This is a genomic window from Novosphingobium sp. 63-713 (assembly GCF_001898925.1).
GTDB lineage: Bacteria > Pseudomonadota > Alphaproteobacteria > Sphingomonadales > Sphingomonadaceae > Novosphingobium.
Genome location: NZ_MKVS01000026.1, coordinates 519,250 through 532,089, shown reverse-complemented (window position 1 = coordinate 532,089; position 12,840 = coordinate 519,250). Strand labels below are relative to the sequence as shown.

Here is a 12,840-nt window from a genome sequence, read left to right as displayed (position 1 = left end):
CGCCCAGGATGTAGAGCGGCGCGCAATTCCTCATCCGTTTATCTGGAGACCGCCACGTGGCCGCCCAATATGCCTTCGTCATGAAGAACATGACGAAAACTTTCCCCGGCGCGCAAAAGCCGGTGCTGAACAACATCAGCCTGCAGTTCTATCAGGGCGCCAAGATCGGTATCGTCGGCCCCAACGGTGCGGGTAAGTCGACGCTGATCAAGGTGATGGCCGGTATCGACACCGACTATACCGGCGAGGCATGGGCGGGTGAAAACATCACCGTGGGCTATCTGGAGCAGGAGCCCCAGCTCGACAACAGCAAGACGGTGCTGGAAAACGTCAAGGACGGCGCGCGCGCCACGGCCGACATGGTCGAGCGGTTCAACCAGATCGGCATGGAAATGGCCGAGGAAGACGCCGATTTTGACGCGCTGGGCGCTGAAATGGCCGAACTGCAGGACAAGATCGACGCCGTGGACGGCTGGACGCTGGACAACCAGCTCGAGATCGCCATGGAAGCGCTGCGCTGCCCCCCCGGCGACTGGGCCGTGGACAGCCTGTCGGGCGGTGAACGCCGCCGTATCGCGCTGACCCGCCTGCTGATCCAAAAGCCTGACATCCTGCTGCTCGACGAACCGACCAACCACCTGGATGCGGAATCGGTCGAATGGCTGGAAAACCATCTCAAGGAATATCACGGCGCGGTGCTGATGATCACCCACGACCGCTACTTCCTTGACAATGTGGTGGGCTGGATCCTCGAGCTCGACCGTGGAAAGTACTTCCCCTACGAGGGCAATTACTCGACCTATCTGGAAAAGAAGAGCCAGCGTCTGGCGCAGGAAGACCGCGAGGCCACCGGCCGCCAGAAGGCGATCAACGACGAATTGGAATGGATCCGCGCCGGCACCAAAGGCCGCCAGACCAAGTCCAAGGCCCGTATCAAGAAGTTCGAGGAACTGGTTGCAAGCCAGGAAAACCGTGGCCCCGGCAAGGCCCAGATCGTCATTCAGGTGCCAGAGCGCCTCGGCGGCAAGGTCATCGAGGCCAAGAACATCTCCAAGGCGTTTGGCGACAAGGTGCTGTTCAACGACCTGTCGTTCCTGCTGCCGCCGGGCGGCATCGTGGGCGTGATCGGGCCGAACGGCGCTGGCAAGTCCACGCTGTTCAAGATGATCACCGGTCAGGAACAGCCCGATTCCGGCACGATCGAAATCGGCTCCACCGTGCGTCTGGGCTATGTTGACCAGAGCCGCGACCATCTTGATCCGACCAAAAACGTCTGGGAAGAAATTTCCGACGGGCTGGATTATATGAAGGTCAACGGGTTCGACACCTCGACGCGCGCCTATGTCGGGGCGTTCAACTTCAAAGGTCAGGATCAGCAGAAGAACGTCGGCAAGCTGTCGGGCGGTGAACGCAACCGCGTCAACATCGCCAAGATGCTGAAGCGCGGCGGCAACGTGCTGCTGCTCGACGAACCGACCAACGATCTTGACGTGGAAACGCTGGCTGCTCTGGAAGAAGCCATCGAAAACTTCGCAGGCTGCGCCGTGGTCATCAGCCACGACCGCTTCTTCCTTGACCGTCTGGCCACGCATATCCTTGCCTTTGAAGGCAACGGCCATGTCGAATGGTTCGAAGGCAATTTTGAGGCCTATGAAGAAGACAAGCGCCGCCGCCTTGGCGATGCGGCCGACCGTGCGAGCGCCGGGGCATACAAAAAGCTGACGCGTTAATCGCGGTTTTAGCGTATAGAGGGGGGCGGCAGGCGCAAGGCTTGCCGCCCCTTTTTGTATGAACAAAGGCCAACGGCCCGGTTCAGAATGTGGACAGCGCCCCAAGCCTATACAGAAGATCACAGGAAGTGAACCGGCCGTGCGAAGGGAAGCATGGCGCCCGGCCAACGCTTCGACTGGGAGGTGGCTTATGAAGACGATCAACGGGCGGATGCGCCCTCTGGCCAATCTGGCGATGAGCCTGGCCCTGCTGTCGATCCCGGTGCAGGCGATGGCGCAAGACAATCGAGGCGATCGCGGCGGTTGGCGCGGTGCGGAAGGTTCGGGCGGCGAACGCCGCGGCGGCGGTGCACCGATGCAGGGCCAACCCCAACGTCAGCCGCAAAGTCAGCCTCAGGGGCAACCGGGCGGCTTTGGCGGCCACGGCGGCGGACAGCCATCGTGGGGCGGCGGCAACGCTGCTCCGGCGGCCCGTCCCGCTCCGCCTGCGCCCCCTGCCCCTGCGGCGCCGGGCGGCTGGAACGGCGGCAATCGCGGACCGGATCGCGGCGGCTGGGGCGGCGGCCCCGGCAATGTGCAGCCTCAACGCAATGATGGGCCCCGTGGCGATATGCAGCGCGGTGATATGCAGCGCCGGGATGGCCCGCGCGGCAATGAGAACTGGCGCGGCGGCGGCAATGAAAGCTGGCGCGGCACGCCGGGCTGGCCTCAGGGCGGTGTCAATCGCGGGCCGCAAGGCTGGGATCGCGGACCGCAGGGCGCGTATAATCGCGGCCCGAACAACGGCCCCGGCTGGAACGGCAATCGCGGTCCGGGCAATCCGGGCATGAACGCCCCGCGCGGCGACTATCGCCGCTGGACACAGGACTGGCGCCGCGACAACCGCTACGACTGGCAGCGCTATCGCACCAGCAACCGGATGGCGTTTCACATCGGGCGCTATAACCCGCCCTATCGCGGCTATGCCTATCGCCGGCTCAGCGTGGGTTTGTTCCTGCAACCGCTGTTCTACAGTCAGGGGTATGTGATCTATGACCCCTACAATTATCGCCTGCCAGCGGTTTACGGGCCTTATCAGTGGGTGCGCTATTACGACGATGCGCTACTGGTAGATACGTATACCGGCGAGGTCGTCGATGTGCTCTACGATTTCTTCTGGTAAACAAAAGCCCAAAAGGGTCGCAACGGACAGGGCGGGGTTGATCCCCCGCCCTGTTCTGCTTCATATCGCAAACCCATGACCAAACCCGATCCCGCACCCGACCGTGACGCTCTGATCGCCCAGGGCGATGCCGTGCGCGCGCGGCTCGATGCCGACCCCTATGCCTATCGCGTTCCGCTGGACACGATGGACATGTATGCGATCACTGATTTCCTCTCGGCGGCCGAATGCCATCGCTTCATGACGCTGGTGGATGAAGTCGCGCGGCCATCGGCCACGTTTGAACCGGGCAACCAGCAGGACTATCGCACCAGCTTTTCCGGCGATGTCGACCGGGCCAACCCCTTTGTCGCCATGATCGAGCGGCGGATCGACGACCTGATGGGCATCGATCCGGTCTGCGGCGAGGCGATACAGGGACAGCGCTATGCCGTGGGTCAGGAATATCGCGGCCATTGCGACTGGTTCCCGCCGCTCTCGGCCTATTTCCAGAAAGAGGTTCCCTGTGGCGGGCAGCGCAGTTGGACCGCGATGATCTACCTCAACGAACCCGACGAGGGCGGAGAGACCGACTTCATGCATGTCGGCGTCTGCGTTCAGCCGCGTCTGGGCATGTTGCTGGCGTGGAACAATGCCAACCGCAATGGCGAGGTCAACACTTACACCCAGCATGCCGCCAAGCCCGTCACCAAGGGGCAAAAATATGTGATCACCAAATGGTATCGTACGCGCGAGTGGTCGGCGCGGATGGCGGATGCGGAGTAAGGGTTTGAGGTTTGAAGGGTTTGCCTCCGGCGGGCAAAGGGACTCGGTCCCTTTGCAATCCCATTAATGGGGTGGTGGCTGGAAGGCGGGTCTGGGCGCTGATGAAATTAAAGCCTGCGGCGCGATGGTGAGGCGCCGCAGGCTTTAATTTGAGACGCCGCGTCCGACACTCTTGGTCGAACCCCTTGCGCAACGCAGACAGTAAAGGGAGCGCGAGGGTCTAGACCCTCGCATTAATTCACCCCTCCAATGCCTCAGCAATCAGCTTGCGCGTATTCTCCACGCCATAGAGCGCGATGAACGAGCCCATACGCGGCCCCTGCGAGCTGCCCAGCAGCGTCTCGTAGAGCGCCTTGAACCAGTCGCGCAGGCTTTCGAAGCCGAAATGCGGGTCCTTGCCGATTTCATAGACGATGTTCTGCAGCAATTCGGCCGTGGCATCGTCGCTGGTCGCGGCCAGTTCCTCGTCCAGCGCGGCCAGAGCGGCGGCCTCGCCTTCCTCTGGCTTGCGCCGGTGCAGCGTGGGCGCGATAAAGTCGCGGTTATAGGCGAGCGCGCGCGTCACCAGCGCATCGAGCGCGGGATGGGCTTCGGGGCGGGCATCCTCGACATAATTGGCGAGGTAGGACCAGACCTGATCGCGGGTCGCATGAGCGCCCAGCACGCCGACCAGATTGAGCAGCAGGCCAAAGCTGACGGGCAGCTTCTCGCCCTCGCCGCCCTGATAGCCATTGGTGCGCAGCAGGTGCCACACCGGATTGCCCAATTGCTGCTCGATCGGCTGCGTGCTCAGCTTCTCGCGGAACTGCCAGTATTCGTCCACCGCGCGGCCGATGATGCCGGGGTGCAGGCTCTTGGCGCTCTTGGGATCGCGGAAGAGGTAGAAGCCCAGCGACTCCTCGCTGCCATAGGTCAGCCATTGCTCGATGGTCAGGCCGTTGCCCTTGGACTTGCTGATCTTCTCGCCCTTTTCGTCGAGGAAGAGTTCATAGATCAGCCCCTCCGGCTTCTGCCCGCCCAGCACGCGGGCGATCTTGCCGCTCTGCGTCACCGAGTCGGTCAGATCCTTGCCACACATTTCGTAATCGACGCCCAGCGCCACCCAGCGCATGGCCCAGTCGACCTTCCATTGCAGCTTGGACCGGCCACCGAACACCGTCTGCTCGACGATCTCGCCTTCATCCTCGAAACGGATCATGCCGGTTTCGGCATCGACCACCTCGATGGGAACCTGCAGTACCACCCCGCTCTTGGGGGAAACGGGCAGAATAGGCGAATAGGTCTTGCGGCGCTCCTCGCGCAGCGTGGGAAGCATGATGCCCATGATCTTGTCATAGGCGCGCAGCACGCCGCGCAAGGCATCGTCAAACGCGCCCGAATTATAGCGGTCGCTGGCCGAAACGAACTCGTAGTCAAAACCGAACTGATCGAGGAATTCGCGCAGCATCGCATTGTTATGATGCGCAAAAGATTCATGCGTGCCAAAAGGATCGGGAATGCGGCTCAAGGGCTTGCCCAGATTGTCGGCCAGCACCTGCCCATTGGGCACATTGTCGGGCACCTTGCGCAAGCCATCCATATCATCCGAAAACGCCACCAAACGTGTCGGCGCGCCGGTCAGCACCTCATAGGCGCGGCGCACCAGCGTGGTGCGCAACACTTCCTGAAACGTGCCGATATGCGGCAGGCCCGAGGGGCCATAGCCCGTCTCGAACAGCACCGGCTCTCCGTTCGGTTTCCCGTTCGGATAGCGTTTCACGATCTTGCGGGCCTCCTCGAAAGGCCATGCTTTGGAAACCTGTGCGGCGGCAAGAAGTGCTTCGTCTGTCATAGTGCCACGCCTTTTGCCCAAGGGGGCCCAAATGGCAAGCGGGGAAACGCGCCCCTCGTAGGAACACGAATGGCGCCTTTGTATTTTTATCAGGCATGGATGGCAATCTGGCCCCCGCCAGTCTGCGAGCCTTGAGGTGCCTTCATGAACCTTCGTCGTCAGGAAACCGCCCCATCCCCCGCTGCCCGCCCGATGGACCCGCGCGACCGTTTGCGCCTTTATGGCCCGATCCGCCCGATGCAGCCCGCGCCCAGTCTGATCGAACGCATTTTGTTCTCCTGACGGGGTAAAACCGGCCTGCCATCCATTGCCAACCGGCCCGCGCCCCGGCATCAGTCGGGGCGATGGATGACGCCTCCCCCTTTCCTGGCCCTACCCTGCCTGTGCTGGACCTGCCCGCCCTGCATGCCAATCACAGCGGTTGCTGGCTGCGTATGCGGGGCGGCGTGACCAATGCGGTGGGCAAGGGCGAGGCGATTGTTACCGCCGCCGATACGCCGCTGCTTATCCTCAACGCGCCTTTGGTGGCCAGCCGGCTGGGCTATCCCGATCTGTCGGGGCTGGATCTGCTGGAGCTTTACGCCTTTGTGCATCCCGCGCGCTTTGTCGTGCCCACACCCAAGGGGCTGGCCCAGGCGCTGGGTCTGGCGCAGCCGACGGGCGATGCCGATGTTCCGCTGTTGCTGCAACAGGCCGCAGCCGCGCTGCTGGCCCATTGCGGCGCGCCCGATTGGGCCGAGCGCGAGGGGGCGTGGACCGCGCTGCAGGGGCTGGCCAAGCTGCGCTGGGCATGGGCGCCGGTGCTGGCCACGGCGATTGAAAAGCCCGCCCGCGCCGAACGCTGGCTCTTTTCCCGCCTGCCCGAATGGGAGGAAACCGCCGAGCGCCCCCAGCCCGCGCAGGTCGATCTGTTGCAGGCCGATGTGCTGAGCCAATTGGACCATATCACCGGCCATGGCAGCGAATCCCGCCCCGGCCAGCAGGATTACGCCGCCCGCGCCGCCCATATCTTTGCCCCGCGCACCGCGCGCGGCGCCCCCCATATGCTGTTGGCCGAGGCGGGCACGGGCACCGGCAAGACTTTGGGCTATCTGGCCCCCGCCTCGCTCTGGGCGCATGCCAGCGGCGGGACGGTCTGGGTGTCCACCTATACCAAGGCGCTGCAACGGCAATTGCGGCGCGAGGCGCGGCGCGTCTGGGGCGATTCCAATCGCGTGGTGGTGCGCAAGGGGCGCGAGAATTACCTGTGCCTTTTGAACCTTGAGGACGCGCTGCAAGGCGGCTTCGGCGGGCGGGCGGCGATTCTGGCGCAACTGGTCGCGCGCTGGGCCGCCTATACGCAGGACGGGGATATGATCGGGGGCGATCTGCCGGGCTGGCTGGGGACGCTGTTCCGCCAGCGCGGGATCACTTCGCTGACCGACCGGCGCGGCGAATGTGTCTATGCCGGTTGCCCGCATTACCGCAAATGTTTCATCGAACGTTCGGCCCGCGCCAGCGCCGAGGCCGATCTGGTCATCGCCAATCACGCGCTGGTGATGGTCAATGCCGCGCGGGGCAAGGATGTCGCCCTGCGCCCCACCCGCATCGTCTTTGACGAAGGCCACCATGTGTTCGAGGCCGCCGACAGCACCTTTTCCGCCGATCTGACGGGCGCGGAGGCCATCGAATTGCGCCGATGGGTCATTGGCCCGGAAAAAGGATCAAAGGGCCGCCGCCGGGGTCTGTCCGCCCGCCTTGCCGATGTGGCCAGCTATGACGAAGCGGGCGCCCGCGCCATCGCCGCCGCGCGCGAGGCGGCCGAGGCGCTCCCCGGCGATGGCTGGCTGCAACGCGTGGTCGAGGGCGAGCCGAGCGGCGAGATCGAGCAATTGCTGGCCGCCGTGCGTGCCACCACCTTTGCCCGCGACGAAAGCGGCGGGCAGGAGGCTGGCTATGGCGTGGAGACCGAGGCGGCCTCTTTGGATGGCCCATTTATCGAGGCCGCTCTGGCGGCAGGCGAGGCTCTGGCTGCCTTACGCAAACCTTTGATCCAATTAGGATTGCGGCTGGAGGCGATCATGGACGAGCCGCCCGACTGGCTGGATGGCCAAGGCCGCGCGCGGATCGAGGGTGCGCGCTCATCCCTTACATGGCGGGTCGATCTGATCGCCGCGTGGGAGGCTTTGCTGGCGCGTCTGTCGGGTCCGGTCGATCCGGGCTTTGTTGACTGGCTGGCGGTGGACCGGGCCGATGGGCGCGAATATGACATGGGCCTCCATCGCCGCTGGGTCGATCCGATGCAGCCCTTTGCCGCGACGGTTTTGAACGGCGCGCATGGGGTGATGATGACCAGCGCTACCCTGCGCGACCGGGCCGGGGACGCGGATTGGGATCAAAGCTGGGAAGGCGCGGTGGCGCGTTCGGGCGCGCAGCATATCGAGGTCACGCCCGAAGTGGCGGCCTTTGAAAGCCCCTTCGACTATGCCAATCAGGCCGAGGTTTTAATCGTCACCGACATTCCGCGCGGCGATATTCCGGCGCTGGCCGGTGCCTATGGGCAGTTGATCGAGGCGAGCGGGGGCGGCGCGTTGGGCCTGTTCACGGCGATCCGGCGCTTGCGCGCGGTGCATGGGCGGATTGCCGACCGCATGGCGCGCAACGGCCTGCCGCTCTATGCCCAGCATGTCGATCCCATCGACACCGGTACGCTGGTCGATATTTTCCGCGATGATCCCCATGCCTCGCTGCTGGGCACGGATGCGTTGCGCGACGGGGTGGACGTGCCTGGGGATTCATTGCGGCTGGTCATCATGGAGCAGGTGCCTTGGCCCAAGCCTTCGATCCTGCACCGTGCGCGGCGTCTGGCGCATCCACAGGGCGGGCAGGCGCATGACGACCGCATCATCCGCGCGCGTCTGGCGCAGGCTTTTGGCCGGTTGATCCGGGGGCGTGGGGATCGGGGGCATTTCGTTGTCCTGTCCGCCGCCTTCCCCTCGCGCCTGCTCACCGCCTTTCCCGCCGGAACGCCGGTTGTGCGCTGCACGCTTGCAGAGGCTTTACAAAGGCTGCGCGCCCATGCTTCAGGCGGAACTTCACCTTTATCGCAGGCCGAGTCTTCGGCCCAGAGTCGAAATGATTGCCAGAATGGTTGATGTCCGATGAAAACGCTGGGCCTGTTGCGTCACGCCAAATCCGATTGGGGCGATGCGCGCGCCCGCGATTTCGACCGCCCGCTCAACGCGCGCGGGCGCAAAGGCGCGCCGCTGATGGGCAAGCATATTGACGAATATTGTGCCGAGCGGGGCCTGCGCTGGGATCGCATTCTGGCCTCGCCCGCCGTGCGCGCCGCCGAAACTATTGAGCTTGGGGCGCAAGGGGCCGGTTATGGCCATGCGCTGCCGGTGAACTGGGACCGACGGATCTATCTCGCCTCATCGGCCTCGCTGCTTGATGTGCTGCGCGATCAGGATGACGCGGTCGAATCAGTGCTGCTGGTCGGGCATAATCCGGGGCTGGAGGATCTGATCTTCGACCTCGTGCCGGATGACGGCTCGTCGCCCCTGCGCGATGTGGTTGAGCAGAAATTCCCCACAGCCGCCTTTGCGGTGATGGAGGTGGATGTGACCAGCTGGAAGGATATCGAGGAAGGACAGGCGCGCCTTGTCCATCTGATGCGCCCGCGCGATCTTGATCCTGCGCTGGGGCCGGAAAGACTGTAGCTTTTTAAGCCAGCGCGCGGGCCAGTTGCGCGCGCAAAGCGATCAGATCGGCCACCAATTGCGGATCCCCGGCGGGCGCAGGCGCGACCGGCTCGGGCGCCAGTTCCATTTTGTCACGCGATTGCAGCCACTTTTTTGCCCCGCGCAAAGTGAACCCCTCCCGATGGACCAACCGGTCGATCACGGCGAGCAATTCGACATCTTCGGGACGATAAAGGCGCCGCCCTCCAGCACGCTTGACCGGGCGCAGCATCGGGAATTGCTCTTCCCAATAGCGCAGGACATGCGGCTGGATCGACAGCGCCTTGGAAACTTCACCAATCGTGCGGAATGCGTCAGGCGCCTTATCCGTCATGCCAGCCACACTCCGCCGATCATTCTATCGCGCGCGTTAATTCGCGACGCGATCTTTCAGCATCTGGCTGGCGCGGAAGGTCAGCACGCGGCGCGGCGTGATCGGCACTTCGACGCCGGTCTTGGGATTGCGGCCCACGCGCTCGCTCTTGTCGCGCAGCAGGAAAGTGCCAAAGCCTGAGATCTTGACGTTCTCGCCTTCGGCCAGAGAGTCTGAGACGAGATCGAGGATCGATTCCACCATATTGAGGGAATCGGCCCGCGACAGGCCCAGTTTGCGGTTGATGGCTTCGGCCAGATCAGCTCTTGTCAGTGTAGACATAGATCGCACTACTACCCCCTCCAAAGGCCTCTTGTGGGCACCCCTCGCCGCACAAGATAGCAAATATCGCGGGTAATACAATGCTATCCCGCGTCGAATTCGACGCAATATAAGCAAATCTGAAAGAAAGGGTTTAGACCCGGATCAGGCTTGCGCCCCACGTAAATCCACCGCCCATCGCCTCCAGCATGACCAGCTGGCCCGGCTGGATCCGGCCATCGCGGATCGCGCAATCCAGCGCCAGCGGCACCGAGGCAGCCGAGGTGTTGGCGTGATCCTGCACCGTCACCACAACCTTTTCAGCCGGCATGTGGAGCTTCTTGGCGGTGGCCTCCAGAATGCGGGCATTGGCCTGATGCGGCACCAGCCAGTCGATATCCTGCGGCGTAAACCCTGTTTCTTCAAGTACTTCGCCAAGGACCGTGGCCAGATTGACCACGGCATGACGGAACACTTCGCGACCCTTCATGCGCAGCTTGCCCACATCGCCAGTGGTCGAAACGCCGCCATCGACGAAGAGCAACTGGTTATGCGAGCCATCGGCATGAAGCTTGGTGGCCAGAATGCCCGGAGCATCGGCATCATCGCTTTCGCGCGCCTCCAGCACCACCGCGCCCGCGCCGTCGCCGAACAGAACGCAGGTCGTGCGGTCTTCCCAATCGAGGATACGGCTGAAAGTTTCCGCGCCGATCACCAGCGCACGACGCGCCTGACCACAGCGCAGCATCGAATCGGCCACGCCCATCGCGTAGAGGAAGCCAGAGCAGACCGCCGCCACGTCAAAGGCGATTCCGCCATTGGCGCCAATCGCATGCTGCACGATCGTGGCCGTCGCCGGAAAGGTCTGGTCCGGGGTCGCCGTGGCCAGAATGATGAGGTCGATGTCCTTGCCATCAACCCCGGCCGCCTCAAGCGCCTGGCGCGCCGCCGCCGTGGCCAGCGAAGAGGTCGTCTCCCCCTCGCCCGCCAGATAGCGTTGACGGATGCCGGTGCGCTCGACGATCCACTCGTCGCTGGTATCCACCTTTTCGGCCAGTTCCGCATTGGGAACCACCCGCGTGGGCAGCGCGCTGCCCGTACCGATCAGAACCGAACGACGCATCATCCCTGGCCAGCCTCAGCCGTAACCTTGTGGGGCGCGCGCAGCGTTTCGGTGCCGAGCCTTGCCAGGTCGGCCTTGATCCGTTCGGTCAGATTTTCCTCCAGCAGCCGTTGGGTCACCCCAACCGCATTCGCCACCCCCAGCGCATTCGCGCTGCCATGGCTTTTGACGACAACCCCGTTCAGGCCGAGAAACACGGCGCCATTATGATTATTGGGGTCGAGATGATGTTTGAGCAGGTCTGTCGCCGGGCGTGAGATCAGGAAGCCGATCTTCGAACGCAGCGAGGACGAGAAGGAGCGGCGCAGCAGATCGCCCACAAAACGGGCGGTGCCTTCAATCGCCTTGAGCGCGATATTGCCGGAAAAGCCGTCGGTCACAACGACATCGACCTCGCCGCGACAGATCTTGTCCGCCTCGGTAAAGCCATCGAAGGTCATCGAGAGATCACCGGCCCGCTCTTTGAGCAAGGCGGCGGCATCACGCAGTTCCTCGGTGCCCTTGTTGTCTTCGGTGCCGATATTGAGCAGGCGGACGCGCGGCTCGGGCTGGCTGTTGACGATCCGCGCATAGGCCGCGCCCATGATCGCGAATTGCACCAGATTGCGCGCATCACATTCCGTGTTGGCGCCCAGATCGAGCATAACGACATCGCTGGGCTGATACGTGGGCATGATCGCGGCCAGAGCCGGACGGTCGATGCCGGGTATCGTGCGCAGGGCAAGCTTGGCAATCGCCATCAGCGCGCCGGTGTTGCCCGCGCTCAGGGCCGCGCCTGCCGAACCATCCTTGACGGCATGGATAGCCATGCCCATCGATGTGGTCCGCGCGCGGCGCAGAGCCTGACTTGGCTTCTCCTCCCCACTGATGACATCATCAGCGTGGAGGATCTCTACCAACGGACGCAGAGCCGCATGACGGTCCAGCGTCCGCTCAATCCTCGATTGGTCGCCCACGAGGAGGAAGCGCACCTGCGGATAACGGTCCGCCGCCAGGGCCGCGCCAGCGACCATGACTTGCACACCTTCATCCCCGCCCATCGCGTCGATTGCGATACGCGGAAAATTCATGATGCAACTACCCCTTCACAGGCCCCAACCGGGGGCCGGACATTAGAGACCGACAGCGATGATCTCACGACCATTGTAATGGCCGCAAGACGGGCAGAGGTTGTGCGGGCGCTTCAGTTCGCCGCAGTTCGAGCACTCGTGGAAAGCTTCGACCTTCAGCGCATCATGGCTGCGACGCATACCGCGACGGCTGGGGGAAGTTTTTCTCTTAGGGACAGCCATTTCGGCACCTATTCCTGAAAAATACGAATTAGACGACAAAAGCCGCCAGACATGCGTTGCCGCATAGGCGGATGCGAAGCGGCGCCTATACCGGATTTCTCGTGCGTTGCAAGTCGCTGATGGCTATGGCGCCCATGAAAGATCTCAAGGGAGTTACAAATATGAACCTGCTCGGCCTCACGCCGGTGCTTTTGCCCACAACTCTGTGCCTTTGCGCGGCGGCGGCCGTCATCAATTTCTGGCTTGGGATGCGCATCGGGCGCCTGCGCATGGCTCGAAAGATCGAAATGGGCGATGGCAACGACCCGCTTTTGTATGCCCGCATGCGTGCCCAATCGAACTTTATCGAAAACACGCCCATCACCCTGATTCTCGTTGCCGTGGTCGAACTGGCGGGCAAGGGCGGCTGGTGGCTGCCGGTGGCGGGCGCGGTGTTCATGGCCGGGCGCGTGATGCATGCCTTTGGCATGGACGGAAATTTCAAGCCCGGCCGCCCGTTCGGCACGGCCAGCGCCTATCTGGTGCAACTGGCCCTTGCCGTGATGGCGGTGCTGACGGCGGTTCGCGTGATCTGAACCGCC

General features: G+C 63.4%; 13 protein-coding genes. 7 read left to right on the top strand and 6 right to left on the bottom strand.

Annotated features, from left to right (window positions below; genetic code table 11):
• Window positions 1-56 precede the first annotated feature (56 nt).
• The 3 genes from ettA to BGP00_RS13415 all read left to right on the top strand — a co-directional run bounded on the left by ettA (window position 57) and on the right by BGP00_RS13415 (window position 3,657).
• On the top strand, window positions 57-1,730 hold the full coding sequence (gene ettA / locus BGP00_RS13425) for an energy-dependent translational throttle protein EttA (protein WP_168605247.1): 1,674 nt from the start codon (window positions 57-59) through the stop codon (window positions 1,728-1,730).
• Between the two features lie 190 nt (window positions 1,731-1,920).
• Window positions 1,921-2,892, top strand: a complete 972-nt coding sequence (locus BGP00_RS13420) for an RcnB family protein (RefSeq protein WP_292689664.1) — start codon at window positions 1,921-1,923, stop codon at window positions 2,890-2,892.
• 75 nt (window positions 2,893-2,967) lie between these two features.
• Complete coding sequence (locus BGP00_RS13415) at window positions 2,968-3,657, top strand: 2OG-Fe(II) oxygenase (RefSeq protein ID WP_168605246.1); 690 nt, start codon at window positions 2,968-2,970, stop codon at window positions 3,655-3,657.
• Between the two features lie 238 nt (window positions 3,658-3,895).
• On the opposite strand, the gene BGP00_RS13410 is transcribed toward BGP00_RS13415, so the two are convergent.
• The gene (locus tag BGP00_RS13410; protein ID WP_292689663.1) at window positions 3,896-5,488 is read right to left on the bottom strand and encodes a lysine--tRNA ligase; all 1,593 of its coding nucleotides are present in this window, start codon (window positions 5,486-5,488) and stop codon (window positions 3,896-3,898) included.
• A 144-nt stretch (window positions 5,489-5,632) separates the two neighbouring features.
• Here BGP00_RS13410 and BGP00_RS13405 point away from each other — a divergent pair, with 144 nt between their 5' ends.
• From BGP00_RS13405 to BGP00_RS13395, 3 genes are all read left to right on the top strand, one after another.
• Window positions 5,633-5,770 (top strand): hypothetical protein, encoded by a 138-nt coding sequence (locus BGP00_RS13405; RefSeq protein ID WP_168605244.1) that lies wholly within the window; start codon window positions 5,633-5,635, stop codon window positions 5,768-5,770.
• Window positions 5,771-5,832: 62 nt separating this feature from the next.
• On the top strand, window positions 5,833-8,622 hold the full coding sequence (locus tag BGP00_RS13400; protein ID WP_292689662.1) for an ATP-dependent DNA helicase: 2,790 nt from the start codon (window positions 5,833-5,835) through the stop codon (window positions 8,620-8,622).
• A 6-nt stretch (window positions 8,623-8,628) separates the two neighbouring features.
• Entirely contained in the window at window positions 8,629-9,189 is a 561-nt protein-coding gene (locus BGP00_RS13395; RefSeq protein ID WP_292689661.1) for a histidine phosphatase family protein, read from the top strand.
• A gap of 4 nt (window positions 9,190-9,193) precedes the next feature.
• On the opposite strand, the gene BGP00_RS13390 is transcribed toward BGP00_RS13395, so the two are convergent.
• The 5 genes from BGP00_RS13390 to rpmF all read right to left on the bottom strand — a co-directional run bounded on the left by BGP00_RS13390 (window position 9,194) and on the right by rpmF (window position 12,259).
• Complete coding sequence (locus BGP00_RS13390; protein WP_292689660.1) at window positions 9,194-9,544, bottom strand: MerR family transcriptional regulator; 351 nt, start codon at window positions 9,542-9,544, stop codon at window positions 9,194-9,196.
• Between the two features lie 36 nt (window positions 9,545-9,580).
• Complete coding sequence (locus BGP00_RS13385; protein ID WP_168605241.1) at window positions 9,581-9,865, bottom strand: integration host factor subunit alpha; 285 nt, start codon at window positions 9,863-9,865, stop codon at window positions 9,581-9,583.
• Between the two features lie 133 nt (window positions 9,866-9,998).
• A complete protein-coding gene (locus BGP00_RS13380) occupies window positions 9,999-10,970 on the bottom strand; it encodes a beta-ketoacyl-ACP synthase III (protein WP_292689658.1) in 972 nt (323 codons plus the stop codon).
• Window positions 10,967-12,037 carry a phosphate acyltransferase PlsX gene (gene plsX, locus BGP00_RS13375; protein WP_168605239.1) on the bottom strand — a complete coding sequence of 357 codons (1,071 nt, stop codon included), beginning with the start codon at window positions 12,035-12,037 and terminating at the stop codon, window positions 10,967-10,969. Before plsX ends, BGP00_RS13380 begins: the two co-directional genes overlap by 4 nt.
• 42 nt (window positions 12,038-12,079) lie before the next feature.
• Window positions 12,080-12,259, bottom strand: a complete 180-nt coding sequence (rpmF, locus tag BGP00_RS13370) for a 50S ribosomal protein L32 (RefSeq protein ID WP_127707171.1) — start codon at window positions 12,257-12,259, stop codon at window positions 12,080-12,082.
• A 161-nt stretch (window positions 12,260-12,420) separates the two neighbouring features.
• Here rpmF and BGP00_RS13365 point away from each other — a divergent pair, with 161 nt between their 5' ends.
• Window positions 12,421-12,834, top strand: coding sequence for an MAPEG family protein (locus BGP00_RS13365; protein ID WP_292689656.1), 414 nt, complete (start codon window positions 12,421-12,423; stop codon window positions 12,832-12,834).
• The last annotated feature ends 6 nt before the right edge of the window (window positions 12,835-12,840 follow it).

Coding starts and splice junctions, on each gene's coding strand:
- BGP00_RS13420 (WP_292689664.1), top strand. CDS start 1,921: ATGAAGACGATCAACGGGCGGATGCGCCCTCTGGCCAATCTGGCGATG.
- BGP00_RS13415 (WP_168605246.1), top strand. CDS start 2,968: ATGACCAAACCCGATCCCGCACCCGACCGTGACGCTCTGATCGCCCAG.
- BGP00_RS13410 (WP_292689663.1), bottom strand. CDS start 5,488: ATGACAGACGAAGCACTTCTTGCCGCCGCACAGGTTTCCAAAGCATGG.
- BGP00_RS13405 (WP_168605244.1), top strand. CDS start 5,633: ATGAACCTTCGTCGTCAGGAAACCGCCCCATCCCCCGCTGCCCGCCCG.
- BGP00_RS13400 (WP_292689662.1), top strand. CDS start 5,833: ATGGATGACGCCTCCCCCTTTCCTGGCCCTACCCTGCCTGTGCTGGAC.
- BGP00_RS13395 (WP_292689661.1), top strand. CDS start 8,629: ATGAAAACGCTGGGCCTGTTGCGTCACGCCAAATCCGATTGGGGCGAT.
- BGP00_RS13390 (WP_292689660.1), bottom strand. CDS start 9,544: ATGACGGATAAGGCGCCTGACGCATTCCGCACGATTGGTGAAGTTTCC.
- BGP00_RS13385 (WP_168605241.1), bottom strand. CDS start 9,865: ATGTCTACACTGACAAGAGCTGATCTGGCCGAAGCCATCAACCGCAAA.
- BGP00_RS13380 (WP_292689658.1), bottom strand. CDS start 10,970: ATGATGCGTCGTTCGGTTCTGATCGGTACGGGCAGCGCGCTGCCCACG.
- plsX (WP_168605239.1), bottom strand. CDS start 12,037: ATGAATTTTCCGCGTATCGCAATCGACGCGATGGGCGGGGATGAAGGT.
- rpmF (WP_127707171.1), bottom strand. CDS start 12,259: ATGGCTGTCCCTAAGAGAAAAACTTCCCCCAGCCGTCGCGGTATGCGT.
- BGP00_RS13365 (WP_292689656.1), top strand. CDS start 12,421: ATGAACCTGCTCGGCCTCACGCCGGTGCTTTTGCCCACAACTCTGTGC.